This is a genomic window from Flavobacterium sp. Root420 (assembly GCF_001427905.1).
Taxonomy (GTDB): domain Bacteria; phylum Bacteroidota; class Bacteroidia; order Flavobacteriales; family Flavobacteriaceae; genus Flavobacterium.
In genome coordinates, this window is the sequence record NZ_LMEF01000001.1 from 175,574 (window position 1) to 194,040 (window position 18,467).

Annotated in this window: 16 protein-coding genes; 2 read left to right on the forward strand and 14 right to left on the reverse strand. The window is 34.1% G+C overall.

The genetic code is table 11. The annotated features are described in order from the left end of the window. Positions 1-43: 43 nt before the first annotated feature. The 4 genes from ASC72_RS00780 to clpB form a co-directional block, all read right to left on the reverse strand. Positions 44-931 (reverse strand): carbon-nitrogen hydrolase, encoded by an 888-nt coding sequence (locus ASC72_RS00780; RefSeq protein ID WP_056185243.1) that lies wholly within the window; start codon positions 929-931, stop codon positions 44-46. 267 nt (positions 932-1,198) lie between these two features. Then, the gene (locus ASC72_RS00785; RefSeq protein ID WP_056185246.1) at positions 1,199-1,609 is read right to left on the reverse strand and encodes a hypothetical protein; all 411 of its coding nucleotides are present in this window, start codon (positions 1,607-1,609) and stop codon (positions 1,199-1,201) included. Between the two features lie 315 nt (positions 1,610-1,924). Next, positions 1,925-2,815, reverse strand: a complete 891-nt coding sequence (locus ASC72_RS00795) for a DUF808 domain-containing protein (protein ID WP_056185251.1) — start codon at positions 2,813-2,815, stop codon at positions 1,925-1,927. A gap of 385 nt (positions 2,816-3,200) precedes the next feature. Further along, a complete protein-coding gene (gene clpB / locus ASC72_RS00800; RefSeq protein ID WP_056185253.1) occupies positions 3,201-5,804 on the reverse strand; it encodes an ATP-dependent chaperone ClpB in 2,604 nt (867 codons plus the stop codon). 207 nt (positions 5,805-6,011) lie between these two features. Here clpB and ytxJ point away from each other — a divergent pair, with 207 nt between their 5' ends. Beyond that, positions 6,012-6,401 (forward strand): bacillithiol system redox-active protein YtxJ, encoded by a 390-nt coding sequence (gene ytxJ, locus ASC72_RS00805; RefSeq protein ID WP_056185255.1) that lies wholly within the window; start codon positions 6,012-6,014, stop codon positions 6,399-6,401. Positions 6,402-6,476: 75 nt separating this feature from the next. Here the strand turns inward: ytxJ and ASC72_RS00810 are convergent, their stop codons facing one another. Further along, a complete protein-coding gene (locus tag ASC72_RS00810; RefSeq protein WP_056185256.1) occupies positions 6,477-7,643 on the reverse strand; it encodes a hypothetical protein in 1,167 nt (388 codons plus the stop codon). Further along, positions 7,640-8,641 carry a DUF2157 domain-containing protein gene (locus ASC72_RS00815; protein WP_056185259.1) on the reverse strand — a complete coding sequence of 334 codons (1,002 nt, stop codon included), beginning with the start codon at positions 8,639-8,641 and terminating at the stop codon, positions 7,640-7,642. The genes ASC72_RS00810 and ASC72_RS00815 overlap by 4 nt, the downstream gene beginning before the upstream one ends. Before the next feature lie 227 nt (positions 8,642-8,868). Here ASC72_RS00815 and ASC72_RS00820 point away from each other — a divergent pair, with 227 nt between their 5' ends. Continuing rightward, positions 8,869-10,185 carry a T9SS type A sorting domain-containing protein gene (locus ASC72_RS00820; protein WP_056185261.1) on the forward strand — a complete coding sequence of 439 codons (1,317 nt, stop codon included), beginning with the start codon at positions 8,869-8,871 and terminating at the stop codon, positions 10,183-10,185. 81 nt (positions 10,186-10,266) lie between these two features. Here the strand turns inward: ASC72_RS00820 and argH are convergent, their stop codons facing one another. The 8 genes from argH to ASC72_RS00860 form a co-directional block, all read right to left on the reverse strand. After that, complete coding sequence (gene argH / locus ASC72_RS00825) at positions 10,267-11,547, reverse strand: argininosuccinate lyase (protein ID WP_056185266.1); 1,281 nt, start codon at positions 11,545-11,547, stop codon at positions 10,267-10,269. Positions 11,548-11,608: 61 nt separating this feature from the next. After that, positions 11,609-12,679, reverse strand: coding sequence for a M20 family metallo-hydrolase (locus ASC72_RS00830; RefSeq protein ID WP_056185268.1), 1,071 nt, complete (start codon positions 12,677-12,679; stop codon positions 11,609-11,611). Positions 12,680-12,764: 85 nt separating this feature from the next. Then, positions 12,765-13,538, reverse strand: a complete 774-nt coding sequence (gene argB / locus ASC72_RS00835) for an acetylglutamate kinase (RefSeq protein WP_056185274.1) — start codon at positions 13,536-13,538, stop codon at positions 12,765-12,767. Positions 13,539-13,612: 74 nt separating this feature from the next. Continuing rightward, positions 13,613-14,560, reverse strand: coding sequence for an N-acetylornithine carbamoyltransferase (locus ASC72_RS00840; RefSeq protein ID WP_056185276.1), 948 nt, complete (start codon positions 14,558-14,560; stop codon positions 13,613-13,615). Positions 14,561-14,645: 85 nt separating this feature from the next. Continuing rightward, positions 14,646-15,035 (reverse strand): GxxExxY protein, encoded by a 390-nt coding sequence (locus ASC72_RS00845; protein WP_056185281.1) that lies wholly within the window; start codon positions 15,033-15,035, stop codon positions 14,646-14,648. 108 nt (positions 15,036-15,143) lie between these two features. Continuing rightward, positions 15,144-15,905 (reverse strand): glutamate 5-kinase, encoded by a 762-nt coding sequence (gene proB / locus ASC72_RS00850; protein ID WP_056185283.1) that lies wholly within the window; start codon positions 15,903-15,905, stop codon positions 15,144-15,146. Between the two features lie 98 nt (positions 15,906-16,003). Next, positions 16,004-17,197, reverse strand: a complete 1,194-nt coding sequence (locus tag ASC72_RS00855) for a glutamate-5-semialdehyde dehydrogenase (RefSeq protein ID WP_056185284.1) — start codon at positions 17,195-17,197, stop codon at positions 16,004-16,006. 89 nt (positions 17,198-17,286) lie between these two features. Further along, positions 17,287-18,426 carry an aspartate aminotransferase family protein gene (locus ASC72_RS00860; protein WP_056185290.1) on the reverse strand — a complete coding sequence of 380 codons (1,140 nt, stop codon included), beginning with the start codon at positions 18,424-18,426 and terminating at the stop codon, positions 17,287-17,289. Positions 18,427-18,467: the final 41 nt, after the last annotated feature.

An 18,467-nucleotide genomic window follows, 5' to 3' on the forward strand; every position in this document is an offset into this window, starting at 1 on the left:
AAATGTAAATTTGTCCTTTTTATTTTTATATTTTAAAACTTAATTAGTCGATTGCTCTTTTTGTAATGTCACCAAAAGCATCGATTCTTCTGTCTCTGAAGAATGGCCAGTTTTGACGTACATTTTCTTGCAAATCCAAATCAACTTCGGCAATTAGGATTTCTTCCTGATCGTGAGAAGCTTGTGCTAAAATTTCACCTTGTGGCCCTGCGATAAACGATGCACCCCAAAATTGGATTCCGTCAGTTCCGTCGATATATTGTTCTAAACCAATTCGATTAGCCGCTGCAACGAAAACGCCATTTGCAACCGCATGTCCTTTCATTACGTTCATCCACGCTCCGTACTGATTTTCTCCGTATTGTTCTTTTTCTTTTGGATGCCATCCAATTGCTGTTGGATAAAACAAAACTTCAGCACCTTTTAACGCTGTGATACGTGCTGCTTCCGGATACCATTGATCCCAACAAATAAGTGTACCTATTTTTCCTTTTTTAGTTTCAATTGCCTGAAAACCTAAATCACCCGGAGTGAAATAGAATTTTTCATAAAAATGAGGATCATCCGGAATGTGCATTTTACGGTATAGACCGGCTTCTGTTCCGTCTGTATCAATAATATAAGCACTGTTATGGTATATTCCAGCCATTCTTTTCTCGAAGAAAGGAACAATAATTACTACTCCTAATTCTTTTGCCAATTCGCTAAAAGCAATAAAAGAAGTGCTGTACAATGGTTCTGCCAGAGCAAAATTATCTACATCTTCACTTTGGCAAAAATAATGACTGCTATATAATTCCGGTAACAAGATTACTTCTGCACCTTTATTAGCAGCATCTTTTACCCAACTGATACATTTTTTAAGATTATTTTCGGCAACGTCGTTCAGGTTCAACTGAACAACGGCTATTTTATATTTTCTTTTCGACATGACATAAAATTTAGAGTGCAAAAATAGTAATTTTTAGAGGAATCACAAAGTCGGTTTAACCGCGAAGAACGCAAAAAGTTACGCAAAGTTCGCAAAGATTATATTTTCTTGTATTTTTATATCGAGCGTAAGAACACAAAGCTTATCTACATTATACTAAAGTTAATTATTTCAAAAAAGAAAACCATTTTACAAATAGTAATTCATTGAAAATAGAATTAATATTTGTAAAATGGTTTAAATCAAAAATTTATTTCTAAAACGGCATTAGTCAATAACTACTTTCTGAGTAATAAATTCGGTCTCGGATTTTTTGAATTTAATATCAAAAGTTCCTTTTACTGCTGATTTGAATTTGTACACTGCTTTTTGAGGTGTTGGAACTTGCATGGTACAAACTTCAGATGGATATTTTACTTCAACTTGCAATCCTTTTTCTGTTCCGATTGTTGCTTCCGTAAATTTGTTGAATACTCCACAAGAGTTGTCTGCTGTAAAAGTCACTTCGTAGCTCAATTCTTCATTTACCTTACCTGTTGCGGGACCTTTTACTTCTGTTGCTAAAGCATTTTTGGTGGTTCCATTGTCTACAACTTTGTCATCGTCATTGCTGCATGAAAATAATACAGTTGATAAAAATAATACTACTAAAACTGATTTAATTTTAAAACTTTTCATATAAAATAATAATTAATTGTTAATTACTATGAAGATGCTAATGCGTTGTATTGGTTGCTTTGCTAAAATGTTAAATGTTTTCCAAAAGATCTTAAACAATTGTACCTCAGATTTTTGGTTACTCAAAAAACTTATAAAAATTAAAACTTCTAGACTAGCCCCGATAGCAGCGGTATCCTTTTTAGCCGCTTTTTCTGTGGATAAAAAGATACAAGCGGATAGCGGGACAAGTCGTTTTATGAAAACAATTATTCTGCTTCAAAAAAAAACACCAGCCCTTCGACTAGTGTTTGAATATGGTTATTAGAATTTAATTTATTCTGCTGAAGTTTTTTTAGGAAGTATTTTTTTTATCAGATTTACAATTGCTAAAACTATAAGTCCTAATGCTAAACCAACTACAAATTCTTTTATAATGGAAGGCAGATTAATTTTAGGCGATAAATGATGAAAAAATGGAATATAATGCACAAAGATACCTCCGGCCACTAATAGTAACGCAATTGTCCCAATTACGGTCAAAGCTTTTATAACTAACGGAAGCGCTTTCACCAAAATATTACCAATAAACTTTGATATACTTTTCTCTCTTTTACTAAATTTAATAAGCTTGTAGCCCGCTTCGTCCATACGCACAATTAATGCTACAATACCGTACACGCCAATTGTTGCGATTATTGCTATAATTGATACGACAATTATTTGCTGTGAAATAGGTTTGCCAATTACGGTTCCTAATGCTATGATTACGATTTCGACCGAAAGAATAAAATCAGTTACTATGGCTGATTTTATTTTTCCTTTTTCCATGACCAAAATTTCTTCTTCGGTAAAGGTTTCTTCGGTTATTCCCTCTGATTCTTCATGCGAATGAGGAAATATAAATTCGTATATTTTTTCAGCTCCTTCATAAGCCAAAAACAAGCCTCCAAGAACTAAAACTACAATAATTGCAATTGGAAAAAAAGCACTTAATAAAAAGGCAATTGGTAAAATGATTACTTTGTTAAGCAATGATCCTTTACTGATGGCCCATAATACCGGAAGTTCTCTCGAAGAAGCAAATCCGGAAGCTTTTTCGGCATTAACAGCTAAATCGTCACCTAAAATGCCTGCAGTTTTTTTTGCTGCAACTTTACTCATTACCGCAACATCATCCATAATTGCTGCAATATCATCTAATAGTACGAAAAAACCTGATGCCATTATAATTGTTTTATTTTGTGATTCTCTTTAATTTGGTAGTGCGAATCTACTACTTTTGATTCAATTTTTAGCTAAAAAATTAGCTGCATTGCCCTAAAAGTACCCAGATAATTATAAAAACTAAGATAGTTCCAAAACATCCTCCACCTAATTTTTTTGCTCCGTAACCTGCGATTAATCCTCTAAAAATGTTGTTCATATTATTGGTTTTTAGTTATTTATTCGATTAAATATAATAATTTTTATATAATATAAATTTGAGAATTTAATGAATTCATTTCTTTATAAGACTTTCAAAAAAAGTTTCATTATTCACGGTTTTTGTTTTTTCAAAAAAAAACACCAGTTGTAAAACTGGTGTTTTAAAATTATTCTTTTATAAAAATTATGCTACGGGCTGTGTTTGATTTCTGAAAACCAATTTTCCGTCGAAAGCATCTATTAAAATTATGCTGTCTGTTGTAATATTTCCAGCCAAAATCTCTTTAGACAATTGATTTAAAACTTCTCTTTGGATAACACGTTTTACTGGTCTTGCACCAAATTCAGGATCGTAACCTTTATCTGAAAGATATTTTATTCCTTCTGGAGTTGCATCCATTGTAATACCTTGTAAGGCCAGTATTTTGCTAACACTCTTCAATTGTAAACTCACAATTCTTGAAATATTATCGACTGTTAATGGCGTAAACATTACGATTTCATCGATACGATTTATAAATTCCGGACGAACAGTTTGTTTCAATAAACCTAAAACTTCAACTTTAGCGGCTTCAGTTGCGGCTTCAACACCACCTTTCAAATTCTCAAATTTCTCTTGTATAATCTGACTTCCCATGTTGGATGTCATGATGATAATGGTATTTTTGAAATCGGCTAAACGTCCTTTGTTGTCTGTTAAACGACCTTCGTCTAAAACCTGCAATAGAATATTGAAAGTATCGGGATGCGCTTTTTCTATCTCGTCTAACAAAATTACAGAATATGGTTTTCTACGAACGGCTTCTGTCAATTGCCCACCTTCATCATAACCTACATATCCCGGTGGCGCACCAACTAAACGGCTCACGCTGTGGCGTTCCTGGTACTCACTCATATCAATACGGGTCATGGCATTTTCGTCGTCGAATAAATATTCGGCCAATGCTTTTGCCAGCTCCGTTTTACCAACTCCGGTTGTTCCTAAAAACAAGAACGTACCAACAGGTTTTTTCATATCCTGCAAACCAGCGCGGCTTCTGCGAACGGCGTCACTTACGGCTTCAATCGCTTCTTCCTGACCAACTACTCTTCTGTGTAATTCTTCTTCCAGATGAAGCAGTTTCTCTCTTTCGGTCTGAAGCATTTTCATTACCGGAATACCGGTCCATTTGGCTACAACTTCGGCAATATCTTCGCGAGTAACTTCTTCTTTAATCAATGAAGTTCCGGATTGATATCCTTGTAATTGTTTCAATAAAACATCCAGACGTTCTTGTGCTTCCTTGATTTTTCCATAACGGATTTCGGCTACTTTTCCGTAATCACCGTCACGTTCTGCACGTTCTGCTTCGTATTTAAAGTCTTCTATTTCTTGTTTTACAGACTGAATTCCGTCAACAACATCTTTTTCCGATTTCCATTTGGTATAGATTTCGTTGCGTTCTTCTTTCAGATTCGCCAAATCCATTCCTAAAATCTTCAGTTTGCTTTCTTCTTTTTCACGTTTGATGGCTTCTATTTCGATTTCCAACTGCATGATTTTACGATCCAAAACATCTAATTCTTCTGGTTTTGAATTGATTTCCATACGCAATTTGGAGGCTGCTTCGTCCATTAAATCGATAGCTTTATCCGGTAAAAAACGATTCGTAATATAACGTTGCGAAAGTTCAACTGCTGCAATAATCGCCTCATCCTTAATTTGAACTTTATGATGTGTTTCGTATTTTTCTTTAATACCACGTAAAATCGAAATTGCACTTTCAGTATCCGGTTCATCCACTAAAACCTTTTGAAAACGACGCTCTAACGCTTTATCTTTCTCAAAATATTTTTGATATTCATCTAAAGTTGTTGCTCCAATCGCTCTTAATTCTCCACGAGCCAAAGCTGGTTTCAGGATATTCGCCGCGTCCATAGCGCCTTCTCCTCCACCCGCACCAACAAGTGTGTGAATTTCATCAATAAATAAAACAATGTCACCTTCGGCAGCCGTAACTTCTTTTACTACCGATTTTAATCTTTCTTCAAATTCTCCTTTATATTTCGCACCGGCAATCAATGCTCCCATATCTAAAGAGAAAACTATTTTATCTTTTAGGTTTTCAGGTACGTCTCCGTCCACGATTCTGTGCGCTAAACCTTCTGCAATAGCAGTCTTACCAACTCCCGGCTCCCCAACTAACATGGGGTTGTTTTTAGTTCTTCGTGTAAGGATTTGCAGTACACGACGAATTTCTTCATCACGCCCAATAACCGGATCCAGTTTTCCCTCACGCGCCAATTCGTTTAAATTTTTGGCATATTTATTTAGGGCATTATAAGTTTCTTCTGCTGAAGCAGATGTTACTCTTTCGCCTTTTCTAAGTTCTTCAATAGTTGCTTTTAAGGCTTTTCCCGTAACGCCCTGATCTTTCAAAATTTGGGCTACTTTACTTTTTGAATCGAAAATGGCCAAAATTAAATGTTCGATCGAAACATATTCGTCGTTCATTTTTTGTGCGATAATTTCAGCTTCATTCAAAGCTTTATTAGCATCTCTGGAAAGCATAATATCGCCTCCGGAAACTTTTGGAAAACTTTGAATTGTTGAATCTAATATTTGCAAAAACAAAGGCACATTTATGTTTAGTTTTTTCAAAATAAATGGTGCTACATTTTCATCTACCTCAAAAATGGCTTTAAAAATGTGTTCGTTTTCTATTTGTTGCTGTTCGTATCGTTGTGCCAATTGCTGTGAAAGCTGAATAGCTTCCTGCGATTTGGTTGTAAATTTATTTATGTTCATAGATCTAATATTTAGGTTTGATTTTTCTATTATTAATCGATACCATTAAAATTCGAATTTATTGAATCCACTTTTTAATTTTAAATGGTGTAATTTTGCTGATGAACTTTCAAATTATATTCCATTCTAAAAATACAGACAAAAAGTCATCAAAAACAGCTTCTTAGCTAATTTTTAACGACAAAAAGTCATAAATACAGTCAAAATATGAGTTTTTTAAATTCTATCTTCGGAAATTCAGACAATTCTGAGTCACAAAAAAGTAATGTGAACTGGATTCCTCTTACAAATTTAGCACAGTTAAACGACATAGAAAACATATCGAATGTTAAGCCTATTGTAATTTTTAAGCATAGCACAAGATGCAGCATAAGTCGTTTTGCCTTAAAACAATTCGAAAGAGAATATGATTTAGAAGAAACCGTTGATGCTTTCTTTTTAGATTTAATTGAACATCGCGATGTTTCAAATGAAATTGCTAGTAAATTTGGCGTTTATCATGAATCGCCACAGCTTATTTTAATTAAGAATGGCAAAGCTGTTTATGATGTTTCGCACAGTGATATTAATGCTGACGCTTTGAAAAGTAAAATTTAATTTTTTTGCCACAGATTAATTGATTAAAAATGATTTTTAAATCTTTAAAATCCTTTAATCTGTGGCAAATTATTTTTAAAAACTTCCGTCAGATCCACCTCCACTAAAGCCTCCTCCTCCAAATTCCATCGGAGAACTTTCTGGTTTTGCTTCTGGTTTCATTCCAAAAGTTGATGCTACAATTAAGGCCTCGGCATTTAAAAGAGCATTTGAATTATTAATTCTATCCGGTTTAAAAGTCAGACCACTTTCTTCCTCTTTCAATCTTTTAATTGAAAAGTAAGCTATCGCAAACAAAACTACTCCACCAAGTGTCAGCGCCACTTCTATTGGTAAAACCGAATAATAAAATCGGATGGTATAAATTGAAAATGCAATAGCCAGAAAACTGATCCAAAGCATTATTCTGTCTTTTGTTTTTAAAGCTTGTACCAAATAAAGAATCGGAACAATAAGTGTAAAAGCGTAAAAGAAATACGCAAACGGAATATCAGTTCCAGGAAGTATTTCATTTCCTAAAAGCATTATTGAAAGTTCCCTTACTACCAAATAATTACACGAAAGATAAAACAGAATTAAACAGAAACTATTGGCTAATAAAAGACCATTGTAATAATAACTTTCAGTAAGACTTTGAATTGATTTTTTAGTAAAGAAGTAAAAACCAGCCGCAAATAACATTGCTACAAAAGGCAATATTGTTTTTCCGATTGCACCAAATTCAAACAATCCGTAAAATAAAACTGCTAACGACGCCAGGCAAAACACCAATAATGAAGGTAAATGCAAATAGCGTCTATACATTACAAAAGCTGCGATTGCCATCAAAACAGCAATTATCAATTCATATCCGTCTGTTGAAATTCCGATAGCAAAACCTACGTTTAAAATAGCGCCTAAAATAAAAGCGTCATCTAAACCGTGTCCATAATATTTTTGTTTGGCTAGCAATTCTGCTCCGGCAAAACCAACTCCCGCAAAAATATAGCAACAGATTTTGAAATAATACTCTTCGCCCGCCATTCCAACTATCGAAATTGCTCCGCAAATTGATCCGTACAAAAATGATCCTAACAAAAAGAATCCCAAGCGCACCAGAATATTCTTTTGTCCTTTAAAATCCGGCAATTGTTTTTTAATTAAATCTTTTTGCTCTTTACTAATAAAGCCAGCTTGTTGCAAAGAATTTGCTTCTTCCAACAAAGCCAAATCGTTTAATAATTGTTTATCGTGTGCTATCATTCGGCTGTTTCTTTATTGAATTTTTTAATCAGTTTAATAAATAATACTATTGACCCGATGAAATAGGCTGGTAATATAAAAACAAACAATTCCCAAATATCTGAGAAATCTATAAATTGGAAAATTCGGAATAAAAATATATTCAAGCCTATATAAGCGTAAATAATCATAAAAACATACAATGACATTGCCTTAGTTTCATGACTCACTTTATAAAAGTAATAAGACGAACCCGCCAAAAGTAATCCAAAAAGCATCCAAATACCATCATCATTATAATCATCTACAAGATTGCTGATAGACGCAATGCTTATTAAATGCAGTGCAAATGTTAGGTAGATAATATTAAAATGAGTTTTTAGATTTATTCTTAAACTATAAATAGTATACAAAATAAACAAACCTCCTAATATAATGGCAGAATAACTCAGGTTTGGATTTGAATAAAAATCGTTATGTAATAAATCCTGAGGCGTTACCGAAAGTCCGATATAAGCAGCCGTACCTGTAATCGCTATAGTCAAAACACTTTTATTATCGAAATAATAGGCACAAAAGAAACTGACCAGCGTCGGAATTAAAGTTGCCAATCCGTAATGTGTTCCAAAAGGTTTGTATTGAAATTGCAGATAACCAATAAAGATACAAGTCAGAATATTGGCGGCTAAAACCAAATATTCTAAAATTGGACTCTCAAAAACCGTTTCTGTTTTTTGAAATCCTTTCGAATTTTTAAAACAATAATAAAAACAAACTCCAATAATGATAAGCAATATTGAAAGAATTGCAACATGACCAATGCTGTCAATATTTTTATAAATCAAAATTCCGATTCCGGAAGTAAAAAGTAAAACAGATAAATACAGAAAAAGTTTTAGTTCTGCATTTAATGAAAATATATTCAAATTTCGATAAGCTGTAATTTCTTTATATTGATTTTCGGTAATTAGATCCTTATCCAGAAGCGATTTAGTCGCGTGGTCATCAAATTTATTCATGTTTTGGTTTTATAAATAGCAAATCAAAAATAGTCTTTTTTTAATTCAATAAAACTTTATTATTGTAAATAAAATCTTTCTGTTTTAATTACTATAAATGAGCGTATAAACTACCAAGCATAATATTTTATAAAAAAAATAATAACTTTTCATTTTTATTATTACATTCGTGTAATCGATTACATTAAACCAGTTTTCTTTATCACAAATCAAACATTAAACTTAAAATGAAAAAACTATTTTTAATTATTTTTGTGCTGGGCCTGACCAACCTTTCTGCACAAAATTATTTCATGTCGGCACCAGAGGGCTTTGGAGCTGCTGCAACCGGAGGCGGAAATGCAACTCCTGTTACCGTTTCGACTTATGCTGATTTAACGGCGAATTTAAAATTAACTACTCCGCAGGTTATTTTGGTTTCGGGAACTATTGCATGTACTTATGCAAGTGTATTAGTTAATGACAAAACTATTATTGGATTGCCCGGCGCAAGACTGGTGAGTACCGATCAAACTGCTGCCGGATCCGGAATTCTGAGTTTAAAACCAGGATCCAATAATATTATTATTCGAAATCTAATATTTGAAGGACCGGGCGCCTATGATGTCGACGGTCGCGATAATCTGACTTCAGAAGCAACCAATATTTGGGTTGATCATTGTGAATTTCAGGACGGAATGGATGGCAACTTTGATAATAAAGGAGCAGCAGATAATGTTACAATTTCATGGTGTAAATTTACTTATCTAAAAACTCCAAAAGCAGGTGGATCTGGTGGCGCAGATGATCATAGATTCACAGATTTAGTGGGTTCAGGAAAAAGTGATTTTCCGTCTGATGGTCATTACAGCATTACTTTTAAAAACTGTTATTGGGCAGATGGCTGCAGAGAACGTATGCCGCGTGCTCGAAATGCAGAACTTCATATCCTAAACTGTTACTATAATACTTCTGTAACAAGTTCACTGGCTATTGGTTTAGGTGGCGGTGATAAAAATTCGACTTGTTATGTTGAAGGAACTGACTTTGCACAAATAGGAACGGCTTTTAAAAATTATATTAGTACCGATGGAGGAACTGTTGGTATAGTATTTTTAAATTCTCTAAAAGCTCCGGCTGATTACGGAGAAGCTGTTACTAAACCTTCATATACTTACACTACCCTGCCTGTAGCTGACCTTGCCGGATATATTACGAACACTTCTTGTGGTTCGGGAGCAACACTTCAGGTTTCGGCTGCCGGAGTTATTTCTACTTCTTGTACTACTAATTTAGGAGTTACAGAAAACACTAACAATTTAGACCTAAAATATTACCCGACAGTTATAGACAGTTTATTAAATGTGCAGTTTTCAAATAAGGAAAATGGAACAGCTATTATAAGTATATTTTCTGCCAGTGGTTCCAAAGTATATTCAAGTTTGAAAAATATTAATTCTGATGAAAATATAGAATTAAATATGGGAAATTTGGCAAAAGGAAACTATATCTGTAAAATTCAAATTGATAACAGAATCAAAACTTTCAAGTTTATAAAAAACTAGATTTCAATTAAATAACCCAAAAAAAACCGGTTTGTATTTTAAGATACAAATCGGTTTTTTTAGTTATATAAATAGAAGCTCTTAAAAAGCAGCTTTCATTTTATTCTTAATTGCATCTAAACACAAATTATTGATACTGCCTTCATGCGTGTGTTTTGTTTCTTTTGGAGATTGATATGTTCCGGCTTCCAATTGTTCTGCAACGGCTTTGTAAGCATCTCTAAACGGCATTCCGGCCACAACCATTTCGTTTAAAGTATCAACTGTAAACAAATAATCGTATTTTTTATCTTTTAAAATATTGTCTTTTACGGTAATGTCTTTTACAGAGAAAATTGCAATATCCAAACACGCTTTTAAGTTTTGAATCGCAGGAAATAAACCTTCTTTTAAAAGCTGTAAATCTCTGTGGTAACCACTAGGCAAATTATTTGTAATTAATGTGATTTCATATGGAAGTGCCTGAATCTTATTACATTTTCCTCTGATTAATTCGAATACATCAGGATTCTTTTTGTGAGGCATAATACTTGAACCCGTTGTAAGATGTGCCGGCAGACTGATGAAATCAAAATTCTGACTCATATACAAACAAACATCCATTGCAAATTTTGATAAAGTTGCGGCTACGCTACTCATCGCAAAAGCAACGGTTTTCTCTGCTTTTCCACGACTCATTTGCGCTGCAACGGCATTGAATTTTAATGTTTCAAAACCTAGTTCCTGAGTCGTAAAAGTTCTGTTTATTGGGAAAGAACTTCCGTAACCTGCAGCAGATCCTAACGGATTTTGATCGACAACTTTCGACGCCGCATTTAACATCGTAACATCGTCAATTAGGCTTTCAGCGTAAGCAGAAAACCACATTCCGAATGACGATGGCATTGCAATTTGTAAATGCGTATAACCTGGCAATAAAACATTCTGATGTTTCTCTGCCGATTCCATTAACAGGTCAAACAATGTTTTTACTTGTTCTTTTAAAGCTTTTAATTCATCTTTTAAATACAAATGAACATCAACCAAAACCTGGTCGTTACGAGAACGTGCGGTATGGATTTTCTTTCCGGCATCGCCTAGTTTTACCGTTAACAAATATTCGATTTTAGAATGTACGTCTTCAAAACTATCTTCTATTTCGAAATTTCCAACGACAATATCAGCGATGATGTCATTTAATGCATCAACCAAAGAAGTTGTTTCTTCTGCAGTCAATAAGCCAATTTGACCCAACATTTTGGCATGTGCAATTGATCCTAAAGCGTCATATTTTGCCAAAACTAAATCTAATTCACGATCGTTTCCAACGGTAAAGTGTTCGATTTGTTTGTCTGTTGCAATTCCTTTTTCCCAAAGTTTCATAGGTGATATTTTTAGAAACCCGACAGGTTTTAAAAACCTGTCGGGTTTAATTTCGATTCAATTATAATTTAAAGAAATCTGATAATATTTTAATATACAAATCGACTCCCTCTTCAATTTCGTTTACAAAAATAAATTCGTCTGCTGAATGTGACCGTAATGTTTCTCCTGGTCCTAATTTTAAGGACTGACAACTTAAAACCGATTGATCTGAAAGTGTCGGAGAGCCGTAAGTCGTTCTTCCTAAAGCGATTCCAGCCTGAACCAAACCGTGTGCAATTGGAATAGACGAAGCGTTTAAATGCATAGATCTTGGTGTTACCTCGGCATTTACATTGGCTTTTACAACCTCTAGAATCTCAGTATTTGAATAACAATCGTTTACACGAATGTCTATTACCAAATCGCATTCTGACGGCACAACATTATGCTGTTTTCCTGCGCTGATCTGCGTCACAGTCATTTTTACAGGACCTAAAACATCAGATATTTTATCGAATTTATAGTTTTTAAACCATTCCATTACCGGAATTGATTTGTATAACGCATTATCTTCGTTTTGGTGTGCAGCGTGACTTGCTGTTCCTTTTACTTTTACATCCAAAACCAATAAACCTTTCTCAGCTACAGCTAATTGCATCAAAGTCGGTTCGCCTACAATAGCGCAATCTAACTCTGGTAAATGTTTTAAAACGCTGTTTAAACCGTTTTTTCCGCTGCTTTCTTCTTCGGCGGAAGCCACAATTACCAAGTTATGTGACAAGTTTTGATTTTCATAAAAATGAACAAAAGTCGCCATAAGCGAAACCAAACATCCTCCGGCATCGTTGCTTCCTAAACCGAATAATTTACTGTCTTTTTCGATTGCTTTAAACGGATCATTAGTATAGGCCTGATTTGGCTTAACTGTATCATGATGTGAATTTAGTAAAAGTGTTGGTTTATTTTCGTTGAAATATTTATTGAAAGCCCACACATTATTGTTTTCTCTTTTAAAAGGAATTTCGTTTTGATTGAACCAGTTTTCTATTAAAAGTGCTGTTTGATCTTCTTCACTTGAAAATGAAGGGGTTTCAATCAGATTCTTTAATAAGTTAATTGCTTCTTGGGTAAGCGTTTCTATATTCTTCATTTTTGTTAGGTACTGAGGTACTAAGATTCTGGGGTTCTAAGACTGCAAAAGTCTTGGTTTCTTAGAAACTTAGCAACTTTTTAGTCTATAATGTTATCGTCGTATGCGGAATATTTGAATTTTGAAGCATTTTATGATGCCCGATTTTGATTTTCTGAACACCTCTTGACAAGCTGTTGAAGCAATTATCCAATTTTGGAATCATTCCGGAATGAATTACTTTCTCTTCTTTTAGTTTGTTGTATAACGCTTCGTTTATTTCTGTAATTACAGATGAATCATCTTCAGAATCTTGTAAAACTCCTTGTTTTTCAAAACAATATGTTAGCGTAACATCAAAAACTTCAGACAAGGCAATTGATAATTCGCTTGCAATGGTATCAGCATTTGTGTTTAATAATTGACCGTTTTTATCATGCGTTATAGCACAGAAAACAGGAACAATTCCGTTTTCGAGTAACGTTTTCAATAAAGCCGTATTGACTTTTTTTACATCACCTACAAATCCGTAATCAATTGTTGGGTGATTTCTTTTTGTTGACTGAATTAAATTTCCGTCAGCTCCTGAAAATCCCATTGCATTGTTGTCTTTGGCCTGCAATTGAGCTACAATATCTTTATTAATTTGTCCTGCATAAATCATCACGACAACATCAAGCATTGCAGCATCGGTAATTCTGCGTCCATCAATCATTTGAGGCACTAAACCAATACTTTGTGCCATTTTTGTAGCCGATTTTCCGCCACCATGAACTAAAACTTTGTAGCCCTCAATTTTAGAAAAATCAGTTAAGAATTGTTCTAATTCTGATGGGTTGTCGATGATATTGCCACCAATTTTTATTACTGTAACTTCCATTTTTTTAAGGTTCTAAGACACTAAGGTTCTGAGGTTCTAAGAAACTTAGCTGCTCAGAACCTTAACACCTTTATTTACAATTTCTTCAAAATCTTCTGTAAAACTAATTGTGCAGAATACGTTCTGTTGTTCGCTTGCTGAATAACGATTGAATTCTCGCTGTCGATCACCTCGTCACTTACAATTACATTACGACGAACCGGAAGACAGTGCATGAATTTTCCGTTGTTTGTTAAAGCCATTTTTTCAGCAGTCACGGTCCAACTAGGGTCAATATTGGTTACTTTTCCATAATCATTGAAGTTACTCCAGTTTTTCACATAAACGAAGTCCGCATTTTCGAAGGCTTTGTTTTGATCATATTCGATTTTACAGTCTTTTGTAATTTCAGGGCTCAATTCGTAACCTTCCGGGTGTGTAATTACAAAATCCATGTCTTTTTGCATCTGCATCATTTCTACAAATGAATTCGCAACTGCCTGAGGCAAAGCTTTTGGATGCGGTGCCCACGAAAGCACCACTTTTGGTTTATGTTTTGTTTTATATTCTTCCATTGTAATGGCATCAGCCAGAGATTGTAACGGATGACGAACAGCACTTTCCATATTGACGATTGGTACTGTCGCATGCTTCAAAAATCCAGAAATTACGGTTTCAGCATAATCTTTTTCTTTATCAGCCAGACCTGCAAAGGCACGAATTGCGATAATATCACAATATTGTGAAACTACTTCAGCAGCTTCTTTAATATGTTCTGAAGCGCCGGAATTCATTACAGCTCCGTCTTCAAACTCTAATGTCCAGCCTTCATTGGTAAAGTTCATTACCATAACGTTCATTCCTAAATTCAAGGCTGCTTTTTGAGTACTCAAACGCGTTCTTAAACTTGGGTTAAAGAATAACATTCCCAATGTTTTATTCTTTCCTAAACTTTGATTTTTAAGCGGATTTTTTTTTATTTTTAATGCGCTTTTTACCCATTTTGATAATGAGTTGATATCCTGAATTGAAATATAATTCATAACTTTTTTGTTTTTTATTGTTGCGTGGTTTAGACGCTGATTAAACTGATTCGCTATCGCGAAGACGCAGATTTACGCGGATTTTTTATATTCTTACTTTTCTACTGTTCTCAAATATTTTCCGCTTAAATTCTGGTTTTGCTCCAAAATTTAAAAGCAAACCTACTTCACAATTTGTTCCTTTTAAATAATTTAAAATTTGATTTTCAAACTCTTTCACTATACAATCTGCTGCCTTTAATTCTAATATAACTAAATCATCCACAATCAAGTCGGCATAATATTGACCAACTTCGATTCCTTTATAATAAACTTCTATCTTCTTCTGAGCTTCAACTTTAAAACCTTTATTTTTTAATTCTAAGTATAATGAATTCTGATAAACTCTCTCTAAAAATCCATGTCCTAATTCATTATATACTTCGTAAAAAGTTTTTATGATAGCATCAGTTAAATTTTGGTGTAATAATTTCATATTTAAAAATTTGAATGAAATATACTACATAAAAATTAAAAGTAGGTATAGAAATCCGTTTTTATCAGCGTCTTCGCGATAGCGAATCCGTTTCATCAGCGTTCAACTTTACACAATCTTTGTAAAAGGAATTTCATCCTTTAATGCTTTTAAAATAAAATTATCGTTTAAGCCATTGACGATCCAGGTTTCGATGTTTGCTGCTTTTGCTATTCCGGCAGCTTCAATTTTGGATTGCATGCCACCTGTCCCGTGTGATGATTTTGATTCGCCAATTTCTTTTTCTAAAATCTTTAAATCATTGACTAATTTAATTGTTTCCGGATTTTCATCGTGAATAGAATTCTTGGTGTAAATACCGTTTGTATTGGTTGCAATAATCAGAATATCAACATTTAAAAGAACTGCCGTTAACGCTGCTAATTTATCGTTATCTCCAAACCGAATCTCATCTGTGGCAACGGTATCATTTTCATTGATAATCGGAATGTAATTGTTCTCCACCAAAACATTAATCGTATTGACAATGTTTACTTTCGATTGTTGTTTTTCAAAATCAGAATAAGACAATAAACATTGTGATGTCAACAAACCTAAATCGCTGAAATTTTCATGGAAAATCCGCATTAAATGGGGTTGACCGATCGAAGCCAAAGCTTGTTTCAATGCAATTTCTTTACCTTTACTTTCGAGTTTTACAAATTGTTTTGCGGCTGCGATTGCTCCCGAACTTACAATTACAAATTCGTAATCTTTGTTTAAAGCGGCAATCTGCATACCAATATCCTCAATCTTTCCCCGTGAAATATGGTTGGTTTCCTTGGTTAAAGTATTACTTCCTATTTTTAATAAAATCCGTTTTTTGCTCATTTTTTTTAGATTCTAAGGTTCTGAGGCACTAAGATTCTAAGGTTTTTTTAAAATTCGAATCAAAATTATCTCATTATCTAATTATCAAATTATCTCAATTATCTAATTTGCCCTTCTCCGTACACGTACCATTTATTTGTGACCAAATGTTGTAAACCAATTGGGCCTCTCTGATGCAATTTATCTGTGCTTATCGCTAATTCTCCTCCTAAACCAAATTGTCCTCCATCTGTAAATCGCGTTGACGCATTATGATACACTGCAGCGGCGTCAATAGACTCCATGAATTGCTTTGCCTTTTTTTCTTCTCTTGTAATAATAGCTGCCGAATGCCCTCCACAATATTTGTTGATCTTTTCAATTGCATGTTCTTCAGAATCAATTGTTCCGATAACAATTTTATAATCCAGAAATTCTTCGTACCAGATATCTTCATTTTGAAGTGTTTCAGTATTTTCGAAATTTTCCAATGATTTATCAACTATAATTTCGACTTTAGATTCAGTTAAGGCCTCAATTAACATGGCGGTAAAACCTTCGAAATTAGGTAATCTCGAATCGATTAAAACTTTATCTAAAGCATTACAAGCTGATATTTTAGAAGTTTTAGCATTCAAAATCACTTTTAAAGCCAAATCGGTATCAGCATTTTCATGAACATAAACAAAATTGTTTCCGCGACCGCTAACAATTACAGGGCAAGTGGCATGTTGTTTGACAAACTCAATTAATTTTTCTCCTCCTCTCGGAACAATTAAATCAACTTTTTGAGTTGGTTTCTCTAAAAATACCTGCGTTTCTGTACGATTGTAATTCAGGTATTCAACCCAGTCTTTCGAAACTCCATTTTCTTCCAAAGCCTGATGCCATAAAGCAACAATTTTCAAATTCGATCGTAAAGACTCTTTTCCACCTTTCAATAAAATCTTATTTCCGGATTTAAAAGCTATTCCACCAGCCTCAATTGTAACGTCCGGACGCGATTCGTAAATAATTAAAATTGTACCAAAAGCTGCTGTTTTATTAATAACCTTAATTCCATTATCATGAACAAAATGAAAACGCTCTACTCCAACAGGATCTTCCTGAGAAGCCAATTGGTTTAATGATAAAATCATCTCGTCAACTTTTTTATCATCTACTTTCAAGCGTTCTTCCATCGCCAGATCTGAGCCGACATAAGCCAACAAATCTTCTTGATTGGTGAGAATTATTTGATTCCGTTCCTGCTCGACCAGCTTTGCCATAGAGCGCAAAACCAGATTGCGTTTTTCAATTGATAATGGATTCATTTTTTTTGGTTTAATTGGTTAATCCTTAATTCGTTTAATCGATTAACCAGTTAAACGATTAAACGAATAATCAACAGTATTTAGTAAACTTAGTTTTGAAGCTCTTCTAAACTCTCTTTTAAAGCTACAATAAACGTATCAATGTCTGCTTTTTTTACTGTCAATGGTGGCAAAATTCTTAACAGATTTTTGTTGTTTGCACTTCCTGTAAAAATATGTTTCTCGATAATTAATTTCTTTCTCAAAGCAGAAACATCAAAATCAAATTCAATTCCAAGCATCAAACCCTTTCCTTTTACTTGTTTGATTCCAGGAACTTGTTTGATTTGCTCAGCGAAATAAGCCGAAACTTCGTTTACATTATCCTGCAATTTCAATTTTTCCATTACATCTAAAACTGCAATTCCAGCCGCACAAGATAAATGGCTTCCGCCGAAAGTGGTACCTAACAATCCGTAACTTGCTTTAAATTTTGGAGAAATCAAAATGGCTCCAACCGGAAATCCATTTCCCATTCCTTTCGCCACCGAAATAATATCAGCATTGATTCCATGATGCTGGAAAGCGAAGAACTTCCCACTTCTTCCGTATCCGGATTGAACTTCATCCAAAATCAAAACCGCATCGTGTTTTTTACATGCTTTTTCCAATGCCTGAAAAAATTCTGTCGTTCCCTGGTCTAAACCTCCAACACCCTGAATTCCTTCAATAATTACAGCCGTAACATCACCTTTAGCCAATTCTGCTTCAACTAATTCGATTTGATTTAATGGCAAAAATGTAACGATTTGCTGCGCATTAATTGGTGCAACGATTTTTTTGTTGTCTGTAACGGCAACTGCTGCAGAAGTTCTTCCGTGGAAAGAGTTATCAAAAGCTACCACTCTTGATTTTCCGTTATGGAAAGAAGCTAATTTCAAAGCGTTTTCGTTTGCTTCAGCTCCGGAACTGCATAAAAACAATTCGTAATCTTCTAATCCTGAAAGTTTTCCTAATTTCTGAGCTAATTCTACCTGCAAAGGATTCTGAATAGCATTCGAATAAAATCCTAAATGATCCAATTGATCTTTCAATTTGGCTACATAATCTGGTTGCGTGTGGCCAATCGAAATTACACCATGTCCGCTATATAAGTCTAAATATTCCACTCCGTTATTGTCTGTAATTGTACAGTCTATCGCTTTTACAGGAGTTATATCGTAAAGTGGGTATACGTTAAATAAATTCATCTTGTTTTTTGTTTATTTTGTTTCAGGTTTCAGGTTTCAAG